This window comes from Veillonella dispar, assembly GCF_900637515.1.
Taxonomy (GTDB): Bacteria; Bacillota; Negativicutes; order Veillonellales; family Veillonellaceae; genus Veillonella; species Veillonella dispar.
In genome coordinates, this window is record NZ_LR134375.1 from 176,506 (window position 1) to 201,346 (window position 24,841).

Below are 24,841 nucleotides of genomic sequence, written 5' to 3' on the forward strand. Positions count from 1 at the left end.
TACATGACCTATTTTATTGACTATTTACTTATCTATTCATATAGTTAATATATAAGTACTAATTAATTTTTAGGAGGTTCCTATGTCTGTAAAAGATTTCGTACAACAACGACGTGATGATTTTATCGCTATGCGTCGTGATTTTCATATGTATCCAGAGCCAGCTTGGCTTGAATATCGTTCTGCTTCTAAAGTAGCTGAAAAGATAATTTCTTTAGGGTATGATGTAGCACTTGGTGCAGATGTACTCGATTTAGATTCTCGTATGGGTTTACCTAGCGAAGAGGTTATGAAAGCAGCCATGGCTCGCGCTATGGATGAAGGCGCTGATCCTGAGCTCGTAGAAAAAATGGGCTATGGTAAAACAGCTATCGTAGCAACTATGAAGTTCAGTGATGATGGTCCTGTAGGAGCGTTCCGTGCAGATATGGATTCCAATGATGTAATCGAATCTAAAGCATCTAACCATATTCCTGCTAAGAATGGTTTCCGTTCCCGCCATGAGAAGGCTATGCATGCTTGTGGTCATGATACACATATGACAATGGGCCTTGGCCTTGCTGAATATATTGCTACACATAAGGATGGCTTGAAGGGTACTATTAAACTTATCTTCCAACCAGCAGAGGAAGGCGTACGTGGTGCTAAAGCGATGGTAGAGGCTGGCGTAGTAGATGACGTTGACTTGATGTTCGGCATGCATATCGGATTCAATGAACAGTTATCTAATTGCTTTGCTTGTAGTGATCATGGCTTTTTAGCGACTACAAAACTTGATGCTGTATTCCATGGCTATTCTTCCCATGCAGGTGGTTCCCCAGAAAAGGCTCAAAATGCCATGCTTGCAGGCTGTACAGCTGTTATTAACTTACAAGCCATTGCTCGCCATAGTGGGGGTGCATCTCGCATGAATGTAGGCGTTTTTGAAAGTGGTACAGGTCGCAATGTTACTCCTGATGTAGCAACACTTAAATTAGAAACTCGTGGTGCTACTACAGAGATCAATGATTATATGATTGAACGTACTAAGACCATTATTAAAGGTGCTGCAGAAATGCATGATTGTACCTTTGAAATTACAAAACAAGGTGAAACTCCTGCAGGACGTATTAGCGATGATTTAGCTCGCGAAGTACAATCTATCATTGAACCATTAGGTATCTTTAAAGAAGTTCCATTCGATTATAGCGGTGGCGGTAGTGAAGACTGTGCTTACTTCTTAAATCGTGTTATTGATCGTGGTGGTCGAGCAACCTATATGGTATTGGGCTCAGCTATTAAAGCACCTCATCATAATCCATTATTCGATATCGATGAAGAAGACATGCTAAACGGTATTGTTGCGTTAGGTACAATTGCTACTCACTATTTAAAATAGGACATATTGATTGAGATATTGTGATGCATACATCCAAGCTATAGGTACATAACTATATAGATGTATGCATCGAAATATGTATAGTGTGCTATATATTAGATGTAATATGAGTATTAGATTGTGAGGTGTTATATGATTCAACGAGAGCGTTTAGCTAAAGATTTTGATGCTATGGCACAGTTGACTGCACCTGGTGAGGGAATCAATCGCCTAGCTTTTACCGATGCAGATTGGAAGGGGCGTCAATATATTATTGATTGTATGACTGATGCGGGTCTAACTGTAGAGATAGACGATTTTGGAAATGTACTAGGCTATAAGGTAGGTAAGAATCCTGATTTACCGGTTGTCATGGTTGGTTCTCATACGGACAGCGTGCCTAATGGAGGCAATTATGATGGTGTGGTGGGTGTATTATCTGCTATCGAAGCGGTTCGCAGTATGACTGATGATGGTTTTGAACATGATCATACCATTGCAGTGGTAGACTTTATGTGTGAAGAGTCTAGCCGCTTTGGAGCAGCCACATTAGGCAGTAAAGCTATGCGCGGTGAATTGACATTGCAAGATTTACATCGCTTAGTAGATAAACAAGGTATTTCCTTGTATGACGCATTAAAAGCGCGTAATTTAAATCTAGATGCTATTGAACATATGGAATATAAACGACCTGTAAAGTCTTTCACAGAAATTCATATTGAACAAGGTAAAGTGTTAGAGCACAAAGCTAAACCCATCGGCGTTGTAACTGGTATTGCCGCACCAGAGCGGTTCTATGTAACCATTCGTGGCAATGCAGATCATAGTGGGGCTACACCAATGAACTTGCGTCATGATGCACTCTGTGGGGCTTCTAAAATCATTCTCGGTATTGAGGAGATTGCATCTATGCAAGAGGAGCCTCCAGTAGTGGGTACAGTCGGTGTAGTAGAGGTTGTGCCAGGAGCGATGAACGTTATTCCTGGAGCAGTTAAACTGGGCGTAGATATTCGCAGTATTTCTAAGGTGGCCCGAGATTCTGTAGTTACCCTCATTAAGGAATTTATTGATGTTATTGCAGAGAAACGAGGCTTATCCTATACGATTGAACCTGTTGCACAGGATCATCCTGTAGTGATGAATCCGGCTATGATTCGCGAAATTGAAGAGGCTGTTAAGTCTGTAGGCGTAGACTATATGACCATGCCAAGCGGTGCTGGTCATGATGCCATGCATTGGGCTGATGATGTTCCTACAGGAATGATTTTTATCCCATGCCGTGAAGGTATCAGCCATAATCCAGCTGAATTTGCAGATATGGATGACATCGTTACGGGAGCTAAGATATTAGACACGGTGCTAAGAAAGCTTAGCTTAGAAAGTACTAAACTTAACTAGGTTGAGTACTGTGGAATATTTGATGTAGATATAATTTAGTTAGATCTGTGTTAACTAGCTAAGATATCATGTTTTACGTGGTTAGAAGGGTGTATTCCGTAATAGAATGGCAGAGAATACTTGCTATTGATAGGGAATACATGGATTGGAGAGATTATGGTTATTGCTGGTGTTGTTATCGTAGTGGCAACGTTTATTGCCATTATTAAGCAGTTTGAAACACGGCTTGTGTTGTTATTATCGGGCTTATTAATGTGTTTTATAGGTGGGCAGCTTAGTGCTGGTACGACAGCCTTTGTAAAAGAGCTTACAAATCCAGGTCTTGTACCAACTATTTGTACAGTGCTTGGTTTTAGTTATGTTATGGAGTATACAAAATGTACAGAGCACATGGTATATTTCATCTCTGCAGGCCTTAAAAAGATGACTAAAATCATCATTCCTGGTGCTGTTATTATTACGTTCTTGATCAATATTGCGTTACCTACAGCGGCAGGCTGTGCAGCTGCAGTAGGTGCTCTATTAATTCCTGCACTTATTCGCTCCGGTGTGCATCCAGCGATGGCAGGTTCCGCTATTTTCTTAGGAACTTGGGGTAGTGCATTGAGTCCTGGTCTTATGTTTAACCCTCAAGTAGCACAACTTGCCGGTGAAGACGTAATGACCGTTATCGCTAGCTTTTCTATGCAAGCCATTATTGGCATTGTCGTAGCAGCTATTTTGCTCAATATCGTAGCTATCGTTAAGAAAGAGCATACAGGATATGTATTGAAAGAGGCTAACGAAGAAGAAGGCAAAGAATTTAAAGTAAATTATTTATATGCTATCATCCCAATTATTCCGCTTGTATTACTCGTACTCGGTAGTAAACAAGTAGCAGTGATTCCTGAAATTTCTGTTCCTGTATCTATGCTCATTGGTACAGCTATCGGTATTATTGCCGTACGTCCTAATGTAACGGAAGCAGTTAAGAAATTCTTCCGCGGTACTGGCGATGGTATGTGTGATGTTGTGGGTCTTATGGCTGCGGCGGCAGCCTTTACTGCGGGTATGCAGTACATTGGGCTTACAAATGCACTCATTGATGGTATGAAGAACTCTCAACAAATCGCTCAAATTGGTGCGGCCTTTGGTCCATTCTTATTAGCTGTTATCTCTGGTTCTGGTAATGCAGCAGCCCTTGCATTTAACGGAGCTGTAACACCTCATGCAGCAGACTTTGGCTATGGCATCATGCAACTCGGCTCTATGGCCCAATTAGGTGCTGGCATCGGTCGTAGTATGAGTCCAGTAGCAGGTGCAGGTATCATCATTGCTGGCCTTGCAGGCATTAACCCTATGGAAATGGCAAAACGCAATGCTGTACCATGTATTATTGCTACAGTAGTGATTATGCTATTGTTATTATAATTATAATTAGATGAAAGTAGTTGTGCAGTTGTAATGCTATAAAGCACATCTGCTCAACGACCTTAAATTTAAAGTTCACAAGAAAAGAACCCCATCATGATTAATATCATGATGGGGTTCTCTTTATAATGTAGATTTCTATTATTTAAGTTTGAAGCCAATCCAGAGAGCGGAAATAATAAATAAGCCACCGCTAACCCAGAATAGGGTAGTAAAGCCTAGCCATGCCATAAGGCTAGCACCACCGACGGATCCTAAGAAGTAGCCAAAGAATAGACAAGATTGATTGTAGGAGAATACTTGTCCTGTAAATTCACGAGGCGTTTTTGAGGATAGATAGGTGTTTAAAGCAGGCAACATGCCACCTAAACCAAAACCTTGTAGGAACCTGATTATTGCAAGTTGATATACATCAGAAACATAGGCTTGAGGGATATTTAGAATCCCTACATAAATAAGAGATACTACTAATACTTTCCGTGGCCCAATCTTGTCGACTAATTTACCTAGTGGAGAACTACTCATAAGTTGAGCAATACCCATAGCGGAGAATACAGCGCCTGCAATAAATGCTAGATTTTCTGTATCACTAGGAACGATTCCCTTAATATATACAGAGATAACAGGTTGTAAGGACATGATGCATATTGCATAGATAAAGGACGCTACACATAATGCGACAATACTATTAAATTCCGGTATTTGCTCTTTCAACTTACGGATGGAAAGTTTTTCAGGATTCGGTTGTGGTACATAATTTTCATGGATGAATATAGTAGCCAGCACACCAGCTAAACCCATGAGCGTACCGACGATGATGAAGTCATTGCGAATGCCTACTGTATCTGCAATATAGCCGCCCAATAAAGGCCCTATTAGTGAACCAGCAAGATTAGCAGATGCTAATAATCCTAAGGCCCAACCTGTCCGCTCAATAGGTGATTCTGAAGCTATTAATGTAATTGATGCCGAGTAAAAACCACTTACTAGACCTTGGACGAGCCGGATTAAAACAACCCCTTCGGGTGTAGTTTGAAAAGCAATTAATATATTGCATAATGCCATGCCAAAGCTAGATCGTATTAATGTAATTTTACGACCTTTTTTGTCGGCAACACGCCCCCAAAATGGTGCTGCTAAGCAAACGATTATATAGGTTGCGCCAGTGGCTAACCCAGACCATAAGGACATAGCTTCTGGAGTTTGTACGCCTAAATCATGAAAGTATAAAGGCAGAATTGGAGCTAACTGGCTTACACCAAAGGCTGTACAGAATACACAGACTAAACTGATGTACACCGTTCGTTTCCATGTTTCCAAAGTATCCCTCCTTTCTTAGTTTTAGTACTTTCTTAGTTTTAGTATGTTCTTAATAAAATAATATCCTTATTTCTTTTTAATTTCATCCCAATCACTTAAGTCAGGAAGCTTATTGCTAGTTATAGAGTCCTGAATCCAGTAGTTGATGGAGGTTAAGTTGCAAGACTCTCGTTCAAAGCCATATTCGTTGTCCTCATCTACAGTGGCATAGAGTCGAATGCGTAAGTTTTTACCTTTTGCGCGCTCGATGTAATAGCTAATACATTGCTCATCAAGGCTAGAAGGGCGAACCTCAATAATATTATACTTGCCATTCGCTACGCCTTCTAAGGCATCCTTGATCATTTGATTGGAAAGTTCATATTGATTAAGGTAGAAGATATCGTTGTCACAAGTTAATACATATTCTCGAGGAGGCGTAGTGTTTTTGTACTGTTTCTCCCAACTTTCATCAATAACAGGTAATGTAGCATTATCATAGAAGTCTTTAATTAAAGCGAGACCTGCAGGAATGGACATTTCTTTAAAGTATCTTATTTCATATACTCTAGGATCCACGTTTTCATCTAGTTCGCTAGGCTCCTCAATGTAGCCGTATAGATAGATAGTACAAGAGTTTGTATCTTCATTGTGGAACATAACGATACTGTACACATCGTAAATTACGTTTTCTATGGATTGGCGATTATCGTAGATGATAAAGCTGAGATATTTTTGTGTATCCCATTCTCGTTGAATGAAATTCCAGTCGTATCTATTGGTGCGCCAACCAGTAGTAGAGTCCTCAAAGATTTCTAATACATCTACGGAGTTTTGAGGCCAAGCAGGGGGCATAGGATTACATGTTGTAGAAGATTGCGTTATTCCTTCTTTGTACTGATAGTGTCCATCAACGAGTTCAAAGGCCTCTAATCGCTCAGATGCTTCGTCAGGAATTACCAACGGCTTACCAGTGCCTAACCAATTATCATTTCTTGTGTTGAGACGATTGATGCTTTCACGAGCATGCTCGTAAAACGTAACGGCTTGGTCTAAATCCGGTTCTTTTGTAATGGCACCAATTTCGTAGCAATAGCCGGCGGCCAGTTGCCATAGATGGTCAGCATAGTCATAACTACCGTATCTATCGAAACATTTGCTAGCCTGATTAACGCACTCTATGGCGGTTCTTATGGCAGGGGTATTACCTTTTTTGAAAGTAAATACATAAGCGAGATACGGCCAAATCGCATCGAGAGTGTAAATCGCTGGTTGTTGTAATAAGTGAGCGATGCGAGACCAGTCTTGGGACTGACCATCGATATTTAATGTGCGAAGAATGATGGCTTGCATTGTAACGTAAGCGTGGTCGTTAAAGTCTAAATAATCTGGGCTTATAGCAGCACGCTCGTAGTATTTGAGGGCCTTTTGAATATCCTGAGGGATTCTTTTGTTAGACTCACATGGTTTTGCATAGTACTCGGCAGCTTCACGCAAACACATGCCATTATTCATGGTTACGCCACGCTCAAAATATTCGAGTGCTCGTTCATGCTCCCCGCGAGACTTACAAATATCGCCTGCTAAATACATCATGAGTGGCAAACCTGCTGCAGCCCCTTCAAAAATAACTTGTTCTTCCATTGCCTTATTATTTTGCTCGGCATAGGTAAGGCGCAAGTTGCGGTACGCAATGACAAGACCTGCCGCTGCAGATTTATGTAACCATTGCTGCGCAATGGCCGTTACTTTATTTGCCAATCTACGTTGATCTACTTGTACAAATAAAGATTTAAAAAAATGGACAACACCAGATGGTTCACCTTCATTAACTATCTTTCGTGCAGATGGCAAGAGGCGGTAATCGCCCCATTGGAATACATTGGCAATGGCGTATGCACAGTAAGAACAACCCTTTTGGGCGCCCTCATAGACGCGCTGGAATGCTTGGTCCTTCGTCATAGGCATCTCTTTTTCAATAGTAGGTGTAAGGGCACCAGAGGTACGCATAGCCTGTAAAATATCGATGGCACTGCCTTTGCGAATAGCCGTATGTAAATAACTATACGCCTTAGTATCATCCTCGGGGAAACCTGCTTCAATCCAGGTGAACTGAGGGCCAGAATAGACGCGTGCCAAAATAGCGTACACATCACCAATACCTGGAACCTTTTGGCCTTCCTCGTCAAGTTTCACAAGGGCATCAAGCTCAGACTTGCCCGCCCAAGCTATATCTTTATTACACTGGTGGAATATTTTATTGAAAGACTGCTGTATTTGATCCGTGAAATAAAAACTCATACTCTCTCCTTCGCATAATAATCAGTAAAAGCTGATAACATATGTAGTTTCAGTATACTATTAGTGTTTAGAGGAAAACAATATAAATTATCGATTGCTTGAGGAATAATATATTCAATTTTAATTATTTATATTAGAATAGATAGAAAACTGGGTGTGATATAACAATAAAAGGGATGAATATGAGAAATATAAATTTTGATATGATGATTGCCGTATTTGGAGCTTGATATTATTATTTATCTATATATTTTTGTATTGATTATATTTACATAGCTTTAATTTGTAGATATCCTTCGGTATGAGAGAGAAGAGAGCTTTATTTTAATGTGGTTACATAATGAAATTTCACTATTTAAACAAAATATAGAAATGCTGCGAGTGAATCAACGTATAGGCCGATTGGCATTTTTGTGGGCTGTGCTCGGTTTAATGGGAAGTAAATTTTTAGCGTACCTTCTATTTGTGGTATTGATAGGATTTATTCAAGATGGTCTGTTTCAAGGCAGTACATATTTGTCATATATTTATTTTGGATGTTTGCAGATTATACATGTAATTGCATCTATTTTTATTCTCAAACGTAGACTAAATGACTGTGGTTCATCCTTGTGGTATATGATATTAGTTCCCATAGCATACCTAAGTTTGTGGGTGTATTGGGGGATGAGTTTTAGTTGGGAATCTATATCTGAAACCTTTATCAATACAGGCTTTCATTGGGACGGATTTTTCTGGCAGTATTTCATCTTGGCTTGCTTTGCGTTGCCTCTTAGTGTACCGGATTCTAATAAGTATGGTTTAGATGAAGGACGAGATAGCTATAATAACTATATTATTTCCTATACTCGAAGTTCCACGATTACTAAAGCTACAAATAATAGTAAATTTGACTATATTTGTAGCTGTATATGGGATGTTTTATTTGCTAGAATCTTTGATGTTAAGGGAAGGACTCCTGTATCAGCTTTTTGGGTTGGTCTCATAGGAACTCGTCTTTTCATGGATGTCATTATGAATATGGTTATAGCCGTAGTATCGTTAATTGTTCAGCTTGGTATACCTCTTTATATACCACGTTGGGGATTTATGGCTATCCTGATATGGCCAGCTATAGCAATGATTACATTAGGCATACGTAGACTTCATGATTCCCTATTAAGTGGGTTATGGATTATTGGTCTTTTCGTTCCGTATATTAATATTTTTGTTAGTTATCATCTTTTGTTTAAAAAATCTTGGCATATTGAAAGTTAAGATTCTCCTTGACTTTCATTCTATAGAAACATTATAATCAGATTATAATTTTATACTCGCCTAAAAGAAACCGATGAGGTGGAGATAAAAATAGGAAATGCACTCACAGAGAGCGGGATTAGCTGAGAACCCGTAGTACGCAGCTTATTAAATGGACCACCGAGGGCGCATGGAACAGAATGAATTTCATTCCTAGTATGGTGCGACGTCACACGAGCGTTAGTCGTGAGGGATATGTTAGTATCCTGCGAAAGAGGAGTGCGCTGCATTCAAACAAGGTGGTACCGCGATTTATAGCATAATACAAGTATTTTCTAATACTCTTGTAAAAATAGAACTATAGACTCGTCCTTGACGTTATATTGTCATGGGCGAGTTTTTTTATTGGCCAACGCCAGATGGAGGTTCTCATGATTTTTCCTAGTTTAGACCGTGTGAAAGCTATCGCACCGGGCTACGATATCGTGCCTGTATATATGGAAATTTTATCCGACGTACGCACACCGATTAGCGTGTTGAAAGCGTTAAAACAAGTGAGCAGTCATACGTACTTGCTTGAAAGTGCGGATAATAGTAATCATTGGGGCCGTTACTCCTTCTTGGGCTATGATCCTAAGATTGAGCTCTTCTGCAAAAACCATAAAATGACTATCAAAGATGGTACAACACGTACCTTTGAGTGTTCTGACCCAGCTGCAGAGATTCGCAATATTTTGAGCCAATACAAAAGCCCTCGCTTAGAAGAACTACCAACCTTCACAGGTGGCTTTGTAGGGTACTTTGCTTGCGAATATATTCGTTACATTGAGCCAACATTGGACTTCCCAACGCCAGATGATGACTCTGCTATGGTAAACGATGTAGACCTTATGCTCTTTGATAAGGTAATCGCCTTTGACCATTATAAAAATAAAATCTACTTGATTGCTAATATTAGCACTAGCGATTTAGAACGTAACTACAACAAGGCTGAGCTTGAACTTAAAGCATTAGCTGATCTCGTAGTAAACGGCAAAGAGGCAGATGTTCCCAAAGGCATCCTTAAAACAGAGTTTACCTCTGAGTTTACAAAGGACGAGTTTGAGGCAATTGTTAAAAAGACACAGCATTACATCAAGGAAGGGGATATCTTCCAATGTGTTGTATCTAACCGCCGTGAAGCTGAGTTCGATGGTAGCTTGTTAAATGCGTATCGCGTATTGCGTACATTGAACCCATCTCCATATATGTTCTACCTATCCGGTGGCGATGTAGAGCTTACAGGTGCTTCTCCAGAAACATTGGTAAAATTGACAGATGGTAAAATGTACACCTTCCCAATTGCAGGTACTATGCGCCGCGGTAAAACCGAAGCAGAGGACCTCGCTATTGAAGAAAAGCTCATTAACGACGAGAAAGAGTTGGCTGAACATAACATGCTCGTTGACCTTGGCCGTAACGATTTAGGTAAAATTGCTAAATTCGGTTCCGTACAAGTAGAGGCGTTACATATGTTGCAACGTTTCTCCCACGTAATTCACATTACGTCTACTGTAAGCGGCGACATTCAAGACGGTAAAGATGCTCTCGATGCTATCGGTGCTACATTGCCAGCAGGTACTTTGTCCGGGGCTCCTAAGATTCGTGCTATCGAGATTTTACACGAACTTGAAAAAAGCCCGCGCGGTGTATACGGCGGCGCTGTAGGTTACATCGACTTCTCCGGTAATATGGACGTATGTATCGGCATCCGTATGGCTATGAATAAAGGTGGTAAGGTTTATGTTCGCGCTGGCGCTGGTATCGTTCGCGATAGTGTTCCTGCTAGTGAATATAACGAAACCTTGATCAAAGGCCAATCCATGATTTCCGCAATTACAGATGCACAGGAGGTAGAATAATGGTACTCCTTATAGATAATTACGATAGCTTCTCCTTCAATTTATACCAATTAGTAGGCTCTATCGATCCAGACATTAAAGTCATCCGCAGCGATGAATTAACAGTTGAAGAAATCCGCGCTTTGAAACCAGACTATGTGATACTTTCACCAGGACCTGGCAGACCAGCTGATGCGGGCGTATACGAAGACCTATTGCGCGAATGCAAAGGCGAATTCCCAATCCTCGGCGTATGCCTTGGTCACCAAGCCATCGGCGAAGTATTTGGTGGCACCGTTTCCTACGCAAAACAAGTTATGCACGGCAAACAAAGCGTAGCCAAACAAGTGCACCCATCTAAAATCCTTAAAGATGTACCTGAACAATTTGAAGTAGCACGCTACCACTCCTTGGCGATTATTGACGAAACCATGCCAAGCGAACTCATCGTTACATCCATTACCGACGACGGCGAAGTAATGAGCGTAGAACACAAAGACTACCCAATCTACGGCGTGCAATTCCATCCGGAATCCATCATGACACCAAACGGAGAACAAATGATTCGCAATTTCTTAGAAAAATAACCACTGTTTAATTTAGGTATCGAGGGGCTATTATTAGTTACTAGAACGATCGGGCAGAAATAAGGTCTCTCGGAACTCCAAGTGGCCACCGCCCCACTACGTGGGGCCGCCAAGTCGTTCCTTAAGACCTTATTTCCTGCCAACTCAATCTTGGCAGTACCTATAATAGCCCCTCTACAATACATATATCGAACAGTAACTATATTTTTCTAAAGAAATATGCGAACCAGAACCCCTAATATAAGAAAAAGTGGTGCGTAGCACCACCATTCCCACTCTCGATAAAGAAATGACCTGTGCGTTACTGCATATAATGCGCAGGATCATTTGATAATAGTTTGTTTGAGGGATATCTATTAAATTGGTATGATTTTTTAGCTGATAGGTGCGATTGGGTTATGTGCGAAGCCGACTTGGCGCCCCGCATAGCGGGGGGTGGCCACTTGGAGGCTGAGGGCATGACCCAATCGGTACCGACTAGGTAGATATGGTGTCAATTTAATAGACATCCTCAAAAGGAGATATAAAATGATTAAAGACGCATTATATGCAGTAACGCATGGTCAGGATTTATCCTACGATCTTGCTAAAGATACAATGAATAAGATTATGAGCGGCGAGGTAGCTGAGGTTCCTATGGCGGGTTTCTTGTGCGCTTTGGCGGCAAAAGGCCCTACTGTAGATGAGGTTACAGCCTTTGCTGAGGTTATGCGTGAGAAAGCAGGTTCTGTGCCTCATGAAGGTACTGTTGTGGAAATTGTAGGTACTGGCGGTGACGAAGCGAATACGTTTAACATTTCTACTACTTCTGGTTTTATCATTTCTGCAGCAGGTATTCCTGTAGCAAAGCATGGTAACCGCAGTGTATCTAGTAAATGTGGCGCTGCTGACTTGATCGAAGCATTAGGTGCTAAATTAGAGCTTAACGGTGAACAAAATGAGGCAGTTCTCAATAAAGCCAATATGTGCTTCATGTTTGCTCCTGTATACCACCAAGCTATGAAATATGCTGGCCCTGTACGTAAAGCGTTAGGCGTTCGTACTGTGTTCAACATCCTTGGACCATTGGCGAACCCAGCAGGCGCTACTGTGGAGTTGATGGGCGTGTACGATAAATCTTTAGTAGAACCATTGGCTCGCGTGTTGGCTAATCTTGGCGTTAAACGTGGCGCAGTTGTACACGGCTTTGATGGCCTTGATGAAATTACGGCTACCAACAAAACGTACGTATGCGAAATTAATAATGGTACTTTCACAAGCTACGAATTCGATCCTAAGGACTATGGTTTCGAATACGCTGATAAAACTGAGCTTGAAGGTGGCGACGCTGCGGTAAATGCTGAGATTACACGCCGCGTTCTCGGTGGTGAGCAAGGTGGTAAACGCACAGCAGTTCTCCTTAACGCAGGCATGGCGATTTACCTTGCAAAAGATGGTATTACATTAGCAGAGGGCATTGAAGAGGCGAAAAACATGATCGACTCTGGCAAGGCTCTTGCGACAATGGAACAATTTGTGAAAGCAACCCAAGAGGTATAACCATTGATTTTAGATAAGATTGTAGAGGCTACCAAAGTTCGCGTAGCCCAAGAAAAAGAGGTGGAAACGCCTGAGGCTGTAAAAGCAGCGGCTTTGGCGTTACCATCGGATACAGGATTTCCTTTTGAAGCAGCCCTTCGTCAGCAAGACTTTAACTTCATTTGCGAAGTGAAGAAAGCCTCTCCATCTAAGGGGATCATTGCTGAGCACTTTCCCTATTTAGACATTGCTAAAGAATATGAGGTTGCTGGTGCAGCAGCCATCTCTGTATTGACTGAACCAGACTTCTTTAAAGGGGACAAAAAATATTTACAAGAAATCGCTAGCACTGTAAAAATTCCTGTATTACGCAAGGATTTCATTATTGATGAATACCAAATCTACCAAGCAAAGGTATGGGGCGCTAGTGCAATCCTCTTAATCTGTGCATGCCTCGATGTACCAACATTGACCAAATTCCGTGAGTTAGCTGACTCTCTTGGCTTATCCTCCTTAGTAGAGGCTCATGACGAGCACGAAGTACAAATGGCTATTGATTGCGGTGCCCGTATTATTGGTGTTAACAACCGTAATTTAAAAGACTTTACTGTAGACGTACAAAACAGTGTGCGCCTGCGTAATCTCGTTCAAGACGATGTGATCTTTGTATCTGAAAGCGGTCTAGAAACGCCAGGGGATATCCAAGTGTTGCGGGATAACAATATCGGCGTAGCCTTGATGGGTGAAACCTTCATGCGTTCTCCTAACAAGGTTGAAAAGTTGGCATATCTCTATGGGCCCACATACTACACGCCAAAGGTTAAGATGTGTGGCATCTCTAAAGTAGAAACAATCCCTGCAGTAGTAGAGGCAAAGCCGGACTATATGGGCCTTGTATTCGCGCCAAGCAAACGACAAGTCACTGTAGACAAAGCTAAAACATTAGTGGAAGAACTTCATAAACAATACGCAAAAACATATGGTGCAGTTGAAGCGCCAATGAATGTTGAAACAGCACAAGATAGTAAGGAATTTGTCCAAGAAAATCCTAATTTTGAGAACATTAAAACGGTAGGTGTCTTCGTCAATGAAACATTAGATAACCTCGTTACAATTGCTAAAGAAGCCAATCTTGATGCGGTGCAATTGCACGGCGACGAAGATGAAGCTTTCATCCAAACTCTCAAAGAGAAAACAGATGTAGAGGTTTGGAAAGCTGTTCAAATCCGCAGTGCTGCAGATGCGGAGGCATGGATCGATAGCAGTGCCGATATGCTATTATTTGATGCGTACCATAAGGATGAACGAGGTGGTACGGGCGAAGTGTTCGACTGGTCTTGCTTAGATGAGTTTGAACGTCCATTTATGCTCGCAGGTGGTATCGACAGTACAAACGTGGCGCGTGCTATTCGCACAGTTCGTCCTTACGGCATAGATATTAGTAGCGGCATTGAAACAAATGGCGTGAAAGACGATAAGAAGATTAAAGCTTTCACCAACATTGTGAGAACCATAGCTCACTAAATGTTGAGAGAATAAGGCCTATTATAGGCGAGTAATCATAGAAAATACATAAATCTAAGATATAATAATATTTTAGACACATCCGATGGAATTCATCGATTGTTGAGATAGATGCCAATAGTAACGCTATATATGGCGTGCTAGCAGGAATGGTACATGGAAAGGTAAGTTATATGAGTGAACAAAGACATGGTTATTTTGGCTCCTTCGGTGGCCAATTTATGCCAGAAACATTGATGAATGCAGTCATCGAATTGGAAGAGGCATACAACAAGTACAAAGATGATCCTGATTTCGTGCGCGAACTTGAGGATTTACACAAAAAATATACAGGTCGTCCATCCCTTTTATACTATGCAGATCGCATGACAAAAGACCTTGGTGGTGCCAAAATTTATTTGAAACGTGAAGATTTGAACCATACTGGGTCTCACAAATTGAACAATGTAATCGGTCAAATGTTATTGGCAAAACGCATGGCTAAAACTCGTGTTATTGCTGAAACTGGTGCAGGTCAACACGGCGTGGCAACGGCTACTATCGCTGCGTTGATGGGCATGGAATGTGAAGTATACATGGGCGCTGAGGACTGTGAACGTCAAGCGCTTAACGTATATCGCATGGAATTATTAGGCGCTAAGGTGCATCCTGTAACAACTGGTACTAGCACATTAAAAGATGCTGTTTCTGAAGCATTGCGCGAATGGACAAATCGCATGTCCGATACGCACTATGTATTGGGCTCTGTTATGGGCGCTCATCCATTCCCTATGATCGTTCGTGACTTCCAATCCATCATCAGCCGTGAAGCACGTGAGCAAATCCTTGAAGCAGAAGGTAAATTGCCAACAGCTGTTATGGCTTGTGTAGGCGGCGGTTCCAACGCGATGGGTATGTTCTATCACTTCATTCCTGATGAAGGCGTTCGCCTTATCGGTTGTGAAGCGGCAGGTCGCGGTATCGATACAGAGGAACATGCAGCAACAATTGCAAAAGGCTCTGTTGGTATCTTCCATGGCATGAAATCTTACTTCTGCCAAGACGAAGACGGCCAAATTGCTCCCGTATATTCTATCTCTGCAGGTCTTGATTACCCTGGTATCGGCCCTGAACATGCGTACTTGCACGATAGTGGTCGCGCTGAATATGTACCTGTAACAGATGACGAAGCAGTAGATGCTTTCGAATACTTGTCTCGTTTAGAGGGCATTATTCCAGCTATTGAAAGTGCTCATGCAGTGGCACATGCGCGTAAAATTGCGCCTACTATGAGCAAGGACGATATCATTATTATTTGTTTATCTGGTCGTGGTGATAAAGACGTAGCGGCTATGGCGAAATACAGAGGGGTGGATCTTCATGAGTAAAATTAAAGACGCTTTCACAAAGGGCAAGGCATTCATCCCATTCATTAGTGCTGGTGACCATGGCATTGAAAATACAGAACGTTATATTCGCGTGATGGTGAAAGCCGGTGCCGACATGGTAGAAATCGGTATTCCATTCTCCGATCCAACAGCGGAAGGCCCAGTTATCCAAGAAGCGAGTACACGTGCACTTTCTACAGGTGTAAAAATCAACGATATCTTCGATATGGTGCGCCGTTTGCGTACAGGTGATGATGCAGTGACTATCCCGCTCGTGTTCATGACCTACTTGAACCCAATCTATGTGTTCGGTCGTGAAAAATTCTTTACCCTCTGCGAAGAGGTTGGTATCTCCGGCGTTATCGTGCCAGATATGCCATTTGAAGAAAAAGGCGAACTTGCGAGCATTGCTAATAAACACGGTGTTGAAGTGGTGTCCTTGATTGCTCCAACATCTGAAAACCGCATTGAAATGATCGCAAAAGACGCAGAAGGCTTTGTGTACTGCGTATCTTCCCTTGGTGTTACAGGTATGCGTAGCGAAATCAAAACGGATATTAAATCCATCGTTGAAACCATTCGCAAATATACAGATATTCCTGTAGCCGTTGGTTTCGGTATTTCTAAGCCAGAACAAGCGGAAGCAATGGCGCGCGTATCTGACGGTGCTATCGTAGGCTCTGCTATCGTTAAAATCGTGGCAGAACACGGCGAACATGCAGACCAAGCGTTGTTTGATTACGTACAATCTATGAAACAAGCTGTGCTAAAAGCTGACGCATAATAAGAGCTAACGCATAGTAACAGCTACCTCATAATAAAATAGATAATACAATACATAATAAAAGGACGTTATACATGTGTATAACGTCCTTTTTAGGTTAGTTAGTTTAGTTATGTGTTATATGACTGGATAACCAGTTATGAAAGGGGAATGATTAGCCGTTTGTAGATTCGGAACGTTGATGACGTTCACTGCGTTTTGCAGTTGCATTTTTGTCATGTTTTTCACGTTCAGAAATTTTGTGTTTTCTATGTTTCTTTTGATCTGGTTTGAACCATGGATGAGCACTGCTATCTACTGTGCCATCATCGTTCTTTACCATGCGATGGTTTTCGCCGATTTTGAAGTGGTAATCTTTGGCTTGTGCTACATTGGCACCGATACCAACTGATAAGAATGCTGCCAAGCTGGCCATAGCTACTACTTTAGTCAATTTAGCGTTCATAATTATTATCTCCTATACAAACTTAATTGCACGAATTTTAATTGTAAAAAATATATTATTAGTATAGATAAAATTGATGAAGAAAAAATGAAATGATAGGGTTGGTAAAGCATAGTATAATAGGGTTATCTAAGTTTGTATCATATCTAAATATAGTAGGAGATTTATGAAGCAGAGAGTATTTGAAATCCTCTATCGTGAGCTAGTAGAAAACTATGCGAATCATAAGGGACGAACAACGACAGCCGACTTTTGGCTTACCATAAGCGCTATGACCTTTGTATACGGTCTAGTTACTTTTATAACAGGTCTTGCCACATTTATACCCTATGGATTTTTATATGCCCTATCCTTAGGGGGCGGCGTATTGATGGCATTAACAGTATTGTTAGTGTTGCCCACCATTATGATGGTAGCGAGACGGTTACGTGATTCTAATAATGATCCAACCTTGATGATTCTCATCTTTGTTCCTATTTTAGGATGGATTGCGTTGCTCTATTTATTATGTAAAAGATCGGCTCCCACACAAGAAGCAAGCATAATTAATGAACAGATATCTGTAGAACCTAGTATACATGAGAAGCGATCTGTTTCGGGAGCCTTCATCGTGGCTCTTCTTGTTTTAGGCTGGATTGCAAACAGTGTAGGTACATCTATGATGGGGCATAACTATATGATAGAAGAAACTGCCTTTGGGAACTTGGGGCAGGGGGCTTTCACCAAAAAAGCAAATCGTTTATTACATAGTGATTCTGCCACAACAGAAGGCTATCTAGTGGTGAAAGAGTATTACCAAGAACTGGCTAATGGCGATTATCATAGTGCGTATCGAAATTTGAGCGGTCGTGAAATGGAACGATACGGTACCTTTGATCTGTGGCAGCAAGCTAAGGTAAAGGAACAACGTTCTGCTGTAGAAACTATACGATTGGATTATGTATCTCAAGATGTTGATGATGATGTAACGGTGGATTATATCGGATATCGGGTAGACTTTGTAGATAAAAGCCCATCTATGTTAGTTCGTTTATACAGTACTGGCAATGGTTGGAAAATCATTGGTTTTGAAGAGTTTGAGGAGGACTAGACTATGGCATCAGTAAATGTATATGATTTGAACTATACCGATGCCTTCGTGCTAGGCATCAAAAGCTACGCCAATTTTAAAGGTCGTGCGAGCCGTAGTGAATACTGGCGATTCATGGCTGGAATGATGATGATTCAAGGTACCTTGGAAGTCGTAGCTATTCTTTGTAAAGGTGTTGGACTCTATAATTTTGAGTCCATTATTGATACGATCACGTTATTAGTAACGCTATTTTTCGTGCTTCCTAATATCGCCATCACAACGCGACGCATGCATGATATTGGCCGCAGCGGCTGGACTCAGCTGATATCCTTTATTCCTATTATAGGGTTCTTTATATTCTTAACCTACGAATTGAAACGTGGCGATGAAGGAGAGAATGGTTACGGTGAAAGAACTGCCTATATTCCTATTACTGCTAGCGTAAGTGAATCTACAGGGCTTGAAGAAACGCCATCTAGAAAACAAGACTGGATTATGGGCATCACTATATTTATTCTTCAATCCATCGTATTTGGTGATACCATCGGTGATATATTATGGTATGGTATTAACGCTAATGGCTATATATAGTATTAATCTACGTTTGATAGTATAATTATTATTTTATTTTATAAAAGTTTAACAACTCCTTTATAGACAATATAACACTTTGTAGTAAAATGAAATCAAGATGAATTCAAAAATATAGATATGATTACTTCAAAACATATCTAAGTTACTATATGTGTTAAAGCAACAGGACTTTATGAGCTTCACTATTTCCTGCTGTGGATGGAAGGAGTTTATTATGAGACCTTGTCCATATTGTGGACATGAGGTGTTAAAAAGTGAACGATACTGTCCAAACTGTGGACGTATCCGCAAAGCACCCATTTCGTTAGATAAGTATAGTCTAGGAATGATTGAAAACTTTAAACAATGCTTTGTTTATAAATACGCTGACTTTGAAGGGCGTGCCAGCCGTAGTGAATATTGGAATTTCTTTTTGATGTATCAATTGCTATTTGTAGCCATTCTATTCACCTGTGCGTTCTTGAGTTATATTAGTCCGCTCTCTAGTGCCGTTGGCGTAGGCTTCGGGCTAGTTATTCTTGTACTTATGTCCGTTGTTATGGTGATTCCTGGCGTAGCTGTTGCAGTACGACGCTTGCACGATCAAGGCCGTTCTGGCGGTCTTGTGTTTATTGGTGTTGTTCCTGTCATTGGTACAATTTTATTGTTAGTGTTGATGGCTCTTCCTGGTGAAAGCCACGACAATCGATTCGGTTCACCAACAGGCCGTGTTGTTCTAACAAAACAAATGGCCCATGAAATTGGTTTAATAGATGCGACACCTACCACAGGCCTTACGGCAGGACTACTATGTGCCATCTTTGTGCTATGGTTCCTAGTAGATCGATTGCTAATGACTAGTGCAATGTAAAAATAAAATACATATACAAGTAACAGCCTCTTGCATGGTGCAGGAGGCTGCTCGTACTGGCCTTAAAGAAACACCATCTGAAAGCATGGATCAAAAAGCAATGATTGTGTGCATCTGCCTTTGGGTTCTAAATATTTGGATAGCTTTTTTAGCACTATAATGTAAAGTCTATTTATATGAATATGCCACCTTTATTGGAACATAATAAAGGTGGCATATTTATGTGTTAATCTATAAATTTAAACTATCTATACAGTTGACAATTCCCCCTCATGAGACCTATAATTATCTATTATATGAATATTGCGTTGAAAAAGACGGCATGTCTCAGACGGATTTAGTAGAGACCAAACTCATGGGCTGAAAGGTTTGGAAATCTAGAGATTTGCGGATCACTTTGGAGCAAGCAGGAACCCTGCCGGTGAACACCGTTATATGTCTAAGTGGCTTTCACAATATGAAGCCTAGTTATTTCGTATGCTCGAAATGTTCTAGCTTTCACAGAAGGTCAGTAGGGTGGTACCACGGATATTACGTCCGTCCCTTCGGGGACGGGCGATTTTTTTATGTAAAAGGAGCACATCATGGATTACGGTAAGACGTTACATTTGCCTGAAACAGAATTCCCAATGCGCGGCAATTTGCCTAAGCGCGAACCAGAAATCTTAAAATTCTGGGAAGATAACAAAATTTACGAAAAACGTTTGGAATTGCGTAAAGACGCAAAACCTTTCATCTTGCATGATGGCCCTCCATACGCAAATGGTAAATTGCACATCGGTCATGCCCTCAACAAAACGTTGAAGGACATCATCATGAAATACAAAACAATGACTGGTCATTATACTCGCTATATCCCTGGTTGGGATACGCACGGTTTGCCAATCGAGCATGCGGTTATCAAAAATACTGGTCTTAACCGTCATGAAATGGCGCCTCTTGATTTGCGCAATAAATGTAAGGAATATGCATTAGAATGCGTAGAAACTCAAAAACAAGACTTCATTCGCTTTGGTGTATTAGGCGAATGGGAACGCCCTTATTTGACATTGCGCCCTGAGTTCGAAGTAAAACAACTTGGTATCTTCGGCGAAATGGCAAAACGCGGCCACATCTATAAAGGTCTTAAAACTGTATACTGGTGTACTCACTGCGAAACTGCATTGGCAGAGGCAGAAATCGAATACGCTGAGAAAAAATCTTTCTCCATCTACGTAAAATTCCCTTACGTATCTGAGAAAAAGGTAACATTGCCAGCTGGCGTAGATCCAAAACAAGCATTTGCTGTTATCTGGACAACTACTCCTTGGACAATGCCTGCCAACGTAGCAATCTCCGTTAACCCTGAGCTTGAATATGGCTGGGTAAAAGTAGGCGACGAATACTACTTGATGGCCACTGAACTTGTTGATGCGGCTATGAAAGATATCGGTATCGAAGACTATGAAATCGTAAATCGCTTCTCTGGCGCAGACTTAGAATTGGCTGAGTTCAAACATCCATTCGTAGAACGTACATCCACTGTATTATGTGGCGATCATGTAACACTTGAAGCAGGTACTGGTTGCGTACATACAGCTCCTGCACACGGTGAAGACGACTTTAACATCGTTATGCGTTATAACAAGGAAGGTAAAACTGAACTTCCTATCGTATCCCTTGTTAACGAAACTGGTAACTACACTAAACAAGTAGACGACAACCGTTATGGCGATACTGAATTCCCATTGGCTGGCGTAGAAATCCACGATGCAGAAGTGCCTGTAATCAAAATCTTGGCGCACAACAATGCATTGCTTCACAAATCTAGCTTGCGTCACCAATATGCTCACTGCTGGCGTTGTAAAAACCCTGTTATCTACCGTGCTACAGAACAATGGTTCTCCTCTGTAGATGGTTACCGTCAACAAGCGCTTGATGCAATCGACAATCAAGTACAATGGATTCCTAAATGGGGCCATGACCGTATCTTTAACATGGTTCGCGACCGTGGTGACTGGGTAATTTCCCGTCAACGTATTTGGGGCGTGCCAATTCCTATTTACTATTGTGAAAGCTGCGGCGAGCACATCATCAACGATGATACTATCAAAGCATTACAAGAAAAAGTAGCTGTAGAAGGCTCTGATGCTTGGTGGGCTCACAGTGCAAAAGAATTGTTACCAGAAGGCTTCAAATGTCCTCATTGCGGTCATGATGAGTTCAAAAAAGAAACAGACATCATGGACGTATGGTTCGACTCTGGGTCCTCTTGGGCTGGCGTACTTGAAGTTAATGGCTTAGATGTACCATGTGCTATGTACCTTGAAGGTTCTGACCAACATCGCGGTTGGTTCAACTCTTCCTTGTTAACTGCAGTAGCAACAACAGGTAAAGCACCTTACAACTCCGTATTGACTCACGGCTTCGTTGTGGACGGCGAAGGTCGCAAAATGTCTAAATCTGTAGGTAATACAGTAGCTCCTAGCGATATCATCGACGTATACGGCGCTGACGTTATGCGTTTGTGGGTATCCTCCGCAGATTACCAAGCAGACGTACGTTTGTCCAAAGACATCGTAAAACAATTATCCGAAGTATACCGTAAGATCCGTAATACATTCCGCTTCTTATTAGGCAACTTGGATGACTTCAATCCAAACACTGACAAAGTGGCTTATGCAGATATGTCCGAATTCGATAAATGGGCATTGTTGCGCTTAGAAGAGGTACGTCAAAAGGTTACTGAAGCGTACGAAAACTATGAATTCCACATGTTGTACCATGCAATTCATAACTTCTGTACAGTAGACTTGAGCTCTATCTACCTTGATGTAATGAAAGATACTATGTATGCTGAAAGCAAAAACAACGTAGCTCGTCGTTCTGCTCAAACAGCTATGTACGAAATTTTGAAAACATTGGTAGCCATGGTATCTCCTGTACTTTCCTTCACAGCAGAAGAAGTTTGGAAATACATGCCTAAAGAAGATGGCATGCCTGAATCCGTTATGCTTCAAGATTGGCCACAAGGTCATCCTGAACACTTCAACCAAGAATTGGCTGATAAATGGAACCAATTGTTAGACTTGCGTACATCTGTACAAAAAGCATTGGAATTGGCTCGTCAAAACAAAACAATCGGTCATCCATTGGATGCATCCGTTACAGTATATGCTGAAGGTGCTGCATTCGATGCATTGAACGCTCTTGGTGAAGACGGCTTGGCTAAACTCGTTATCGTATCTGAAGCTCACATCGTAAATGGCGCTGCTCCAGCAGAGGCTGTAAAAGACGAAGAAACAGGCGTTGCAACAGTAGTTGCTCCATCTGAACTTGAAAAATGTGAACGCTGCTGGATTCACCGCGATACAGTAGGCCAAGATAGCGAACACCCTACACTTTGCCATCGTTGTGCAGAGGTTGTTAAATCCCTATAATTATAGATAGGAAACAAGATAATTTATAGAAACCCTTCTCTAATATTCTTTAGTTCGGTTTGAACTGGGAATGTAGAGAAGGGTTTTTCTATTATAGCTGAGTTTCTAAGTCATATTTATGCTAGTTTACAAAATATTAAGAAAATATATAGAATTATGAATTCATTGTATGCTATCTTTCTCATAAAACTATCTATCATAATTAGTACTTTATTATTTTCCTCATGAAAAATTAATGTGTAAAAATTTACTCATTTCACATTAAATTTAATGTAGTGGTTTAAGATATTTATAGTTAGTTTAGTTATTGTGCTTATATGAGAAGGAGGAAGAGCAATGGTAGCAACTATCATTAAAGCAATTTTGGCTGCACTTACTGGTTTAGCAAACGCAATCTTGCCTTTATTCAAATAACAATTTCATTCCCCAGAAAAAAGACCACCCAGCTTGCGGGTGGTCTTTTTCTTTTGCCTAAAAATAGAAATCAATTTGTAACATAATGATTTAGAGAATCTTTAACTATCGTTTAACTATAGGGCTTTATATTGACTATGGAAAATAGCATACCTATAATTAAGATGAATAAACCATGAAATGAACGTGAAGGGCGTACAGTGTTGTGTGGTTTTATTTCTTATGCAAAACGAGGGGAGCGTGTAAGTCATGAGAAAAAATGTAATCATTAAGGCGTTAGTTTTAGGATTTATAGGATGTGCTTTCACTATTACAGGAATGGCAGCCAATGGGCATGGGCAAGGTTACGCAGATTCTACTACAGAAGTGAATGGGACAAAGCATGAAGCAGTTCGTTCAAATTGGATGGATCGCACAGATATTACTGTAGGGGCTCAATCTAAGGTGGGAGCTCAAGTTTCTGTAGAAACATTACAACCCTTGACCCATTATGATGAAAACTCTAAATCAGTGCTCTTTGTACAAGGCGGCATCGGTAAAGGTGGACAAGAAGATAAGGCTAGTTATTTCTCTGGTGGTAATGGAGGATTTTGGTATCCGTACAATCCAATTACAAAAAAAGGTGAACAACGATATAGACCTGAGGAACATCATGATACTAAGTCATTGGGGACTGTTGCCAATGTTGGGTTAGGCTATCGTGTTCTCAGTAAGCATGAACATGCGTATGTAGGCGTTAATACGTTCTATGACCATTCTTTCTCGAAAAAATATAACCGTATCAGCGGCGGTTTGGAATATGTATCTGGCCTTAATGAAGTTCGCGCTAATATCTATAAGGGGTTAAATAGTACAAAATCTGAACCTTATAATGTACCTTTATATGAAGGTTATTTTGAATTCTTGTTAGATGGTGGCCCTGCAGGCTATACAGTTTACAAATCTCAAAAAGCATTGTCCGGATATGATGTAAGCTATGCACGCACCTTTAAAAATGCTCGATGGGCACGTGCTTATGTAGGAGCTTATCATTGGAATGGTTTAGGTGTTAAAACTCATGGTGAAGGACCAGCCTTAGCTCTTAATGTTGGTAAAAGCCACGGCTGGCAAGCTGGTACTACATTGCAACTTACACCACATGTTTCTCTAGATGTAGGGTATACATCAGATAATAATCATTCTAGTGGGGCCTATGGCTTTGTTAAATACACATTGGGTACATCTAAATTTGCTTGGCATGGTGGTAAGCACAGTGATGATATTATTACCAATGCACGGGCTAGAATGTTAGATAAAGTAGACCGTAGTCCAATGCGAGTAGGTAATACCTATGAAGAATTCTGGATGGTAGTACCTTATGATCACTTATAAAGGTTAGTGGGGAGT

The 24,841-nt window shown here is 41.0% G+C and carries 19 protein-coding genes; 16 read left to right on the forward strand and 3 right to left on the reverse strand.

Annotation, left to right across the window (positions count from 1 at the left end):
* Positions 1–82 precede the first annotated feature (82 nt).
* The 3 genes from EL171_RS00755 (at position 83) to dcuC (ending at position 4,165) form a co-directional block, all read left to right on the forward strand.
* A complete protein-coding gene (locus tag EL171_RS00755) occupies positions 83–1,378 on the forward strand; it encodes an amidohydrolase (protein ID WP_005387541.1) in 1,296 nt (431 codons plus the stop codon).
* 132 nt (positions 1,379–1,510) lie between these two features.
* Positions 1,511–2,755, forward strand: a complete 1,245-nt coding sequence (locus EL171_RS00760) for a M20 family metallo-hydrolase (RefSeq protein ID WP_005387543.1) — start codon at positions 1,511–1,513, stop codon at positions 2,753–2,755.
* Positions 2,756–2,911: 156 nt separating this feature from the next.
* Complete coding sequence (gene dcuC, locus EL171_RS00765) at positions 2,912–4,165, forward strand: C4-dicarboxylate transporter DcuC (RefSeq protein ID WP_005387545.1); 1,254 nt, start codon at positions 2,912–2,914, stop codon at positions 4,163–4,165.
* A gap of 141 nt (positions 4,166–4,306) precedes the next feature.
* Here the strand turns inward: dcuC and EL171_RS00770 are convergent, their stop codons facing one another.
* The gene (locus EL171_RS00770) at positions 4,307–5,485 is read right to left on the reverse strand and encodes an MFS transporter (protein ID WP_039969502.1); all 1,179 of its coding nucleotides are present in this window, start codon (positions 5,483–5,485) and stop codon (positions 4,307–4,309) included.
* A 66-nt stretch (positions 5,486–5,551) separates the two neighbouring features.
* Entirely contained in the window at positions 5,552–7,765 is a 2,214-nt protein-coding gene (locus tag EL171_RS00775) for an SEL1-like repeat protein (protein ID WP_005387549.1), read from the reverse strand.
* Positions 7,766–8,092: 327 nt separating this feature from the next.
* Between EL171_RS00775 and EL171_RS00780 the strand changes: the two genes are divergently transcribed.
* The 7 genes from EL171_RS00780 (at position 8,093) to trpA (ending at position 16,661) form a co-directional block, all read left to right on the forward strand.
* Positions 8,093–9,022, forward strand: coding sequence for a DUF805 domain-containing protein (locus EL171_RS00780; RefSeq protein WP_005387551.1), 930 nt, complete (start codon positions 8,093–8,095; stop codon positions 9,020–9,022).
* A gap of 410 nt (positions 9,023–9,432) precedes the next feature.
* Positions 9,433–10,902 carry an anthranilate synthase component I family protein gene (locus tag EL171_RS00785; RefSeq protein WP_039969504.1) on the forward strand — a complete coding sequence of 490 codons (1,470 nt, stop codon included), beginning with the start codon at positions 9,433–9,435 and terminating at the stop codon, positions 10,900–10,902.
* Positions 10,902–11,468, forward strand: a complete 567-nt coding sequence (locus EL171_RS00790) for an anthranilate synthase component II (protein ID WP_005387556.1) — start codon at positions 10,902–10,904, stop codon at positions 11,466–11,468. The genes EL171_RS00785 and EL171_RS00790 overlap by 1 nt, the downstream gene beginning before the upstream one ends.
* Before the next feature lie 528 nt (positions 11,469–11,996).
* Entirely contained in the window at positions 11,997–13,007 is a 1,011-nt protein-coding gene (gene trpD / locus EL171_RS00795) for an anthranilate phosphoribosyltransferase (RefSeq protein WP_005387558.1), read from the forward strand.
* Positions 13,008–13,010: 3 nt separating this feature from the next.
* On the forward strand, positions 13,011–14,510 hold the full coding sequence (gene trpCF / locus EL171_RS00800) for a bifunctional indole-3-glycerol-phosphate synthase TrpC/phosphoribosylanthranilate isomerase TrpF (protein WP_005387560.1): 1,500 nt from the start codon (positions 13,011–13,013) through the stop codon (positions 14,508–14,510).
* 173 nt (positions 14,511–14,683) lie between these two features.
* The gene (gene trpB, locus EL171_RS00805) at positions 14,684–15,877 is read left to right on the forward strand and encodes a tryptophan synthase subunit beta (protein WP_039969505.1); all 1,194 of its coding nucleotides are present in this window, start codon (positions 14,684–14,686) and stop codon (positions 15,875–15,877) included.
* Positions 15,870–16,661 carry a tryptophan synthase subunit alpha gene (trpA, locus tag EL171_RS00810; RefSeq protein ID WP_005387564.1) on the forward strand — a complete coding sequence of 264 codons (792 nt, stop codon included), beginning with the start codon at positions 15,870–15,872 and terminating at the stop codon, positions 16,659–16,661. The genes trpB and trpA overlap by 8 nt, the downstream gene beginning before the upstream one ends.
* Before the next feature lie 154 nt (positions 16,662–16,815).
* On the opposite strand, the gene EL171_RS00815 is transcribed toward trpA, so the two are convergent.
* The gene (locus tag EL171_RS00815) at positions 16,816–17,106 is read right to left on the reverse strand and encodes a hypothetical protein (protein ID WP_005387565.1); all 291 of its coding nucleotides are present in this window, start codon (positions 17,104–17,106) and stop codon (positions 16,816–16,818) included.
* Between the two features lie 166 nt (positions 17,107–17,272).
* On the opposite strand from EL171_RS00815, the gene EL171_RS00820 reads away from it, so the two are divergent.
* The 6 genes from EL171_RS00820 to EL171_RS00840 all read left to right on the forward strand — a co-directional run bounded on the left by EL171_RS00820 (position 17,273) and on the right by EL171_RS00840 (position 24,826).
* Positions 17,273–18,196 (forward strand): DUF805 domain-containing protein, encoded by a 924-nt coding sequence (locus tag EL171_RS00820; protein ID WP_005387566.1) that lies wholly within the window; start codon positions 17,273–17,275, stop codon positions 18,194–18,196.
* A gap of 3 nt (positions 18,197–18,199) precedes the next feature.
* Positions 18,200–18,769: a DUF805 domain-containing protein gene (locus tag EL171_RS00825; protein WP_005387567.1), complete on the forward strand. Its 570-nt coding sequence runs from the start codon at positions 18,200–18,202 to the stop codon at positions 18,767–18,769.
* A gap of 217 nt (positions 18,770–18,986) precedes the next feature.
* A complete protein-coding gene (locus tag EL171_RS00830) occupies positions 18,987–19,622 on the forward strand; it encodes a DUF805 domain-containing protein (protein ID WP_039969507.1) in 636 nt (211 codons plus the stop codon).
* Between the two features lie 34 nt (positions 19,623–19,656).
* The gene (locus EL171_RS10035) at positions 19,657–19,782 is read left to right on the forward strand and encodes a hypothetical protein (RefSeq protein WP_005387569.1); all 126 of its coding nucleotides are present in this window, start codon (positions 19,657–19,659) and stop codon (positions 19,780–19,782) included.
* A gap of 424 nt (positions 19,783–20,206) precedes the next feature.
* On the forward strand, positions 20,207–23,041 hold the full coding sequence (gene ileS / locus EL171_RS00835; protein WP_005387570.1) for an isoleucine--tRNA ligase: 2,835 nt from the start codon (positions 20,207–20,209) through the stop codon (positions 23,039–23,041).
* 663 nt (positions 23,042–23,704) lie between these two features.
* Positions 23,705–24,826 carry an inverse autotransporter beta domain-containing protein gene (locus tag EL171_RS00840; protein ID WP_005387572.1) on the forward strand — a complete coding sequence of 374 codons (1,122 nt, stop codon included), beginning with the start codon at positions 23,705–23,707 and terminating at the stop codon, positions 24,824–24,826.
* Positions 24,827–24,841 lie beyond the last annotated feature (15 nt).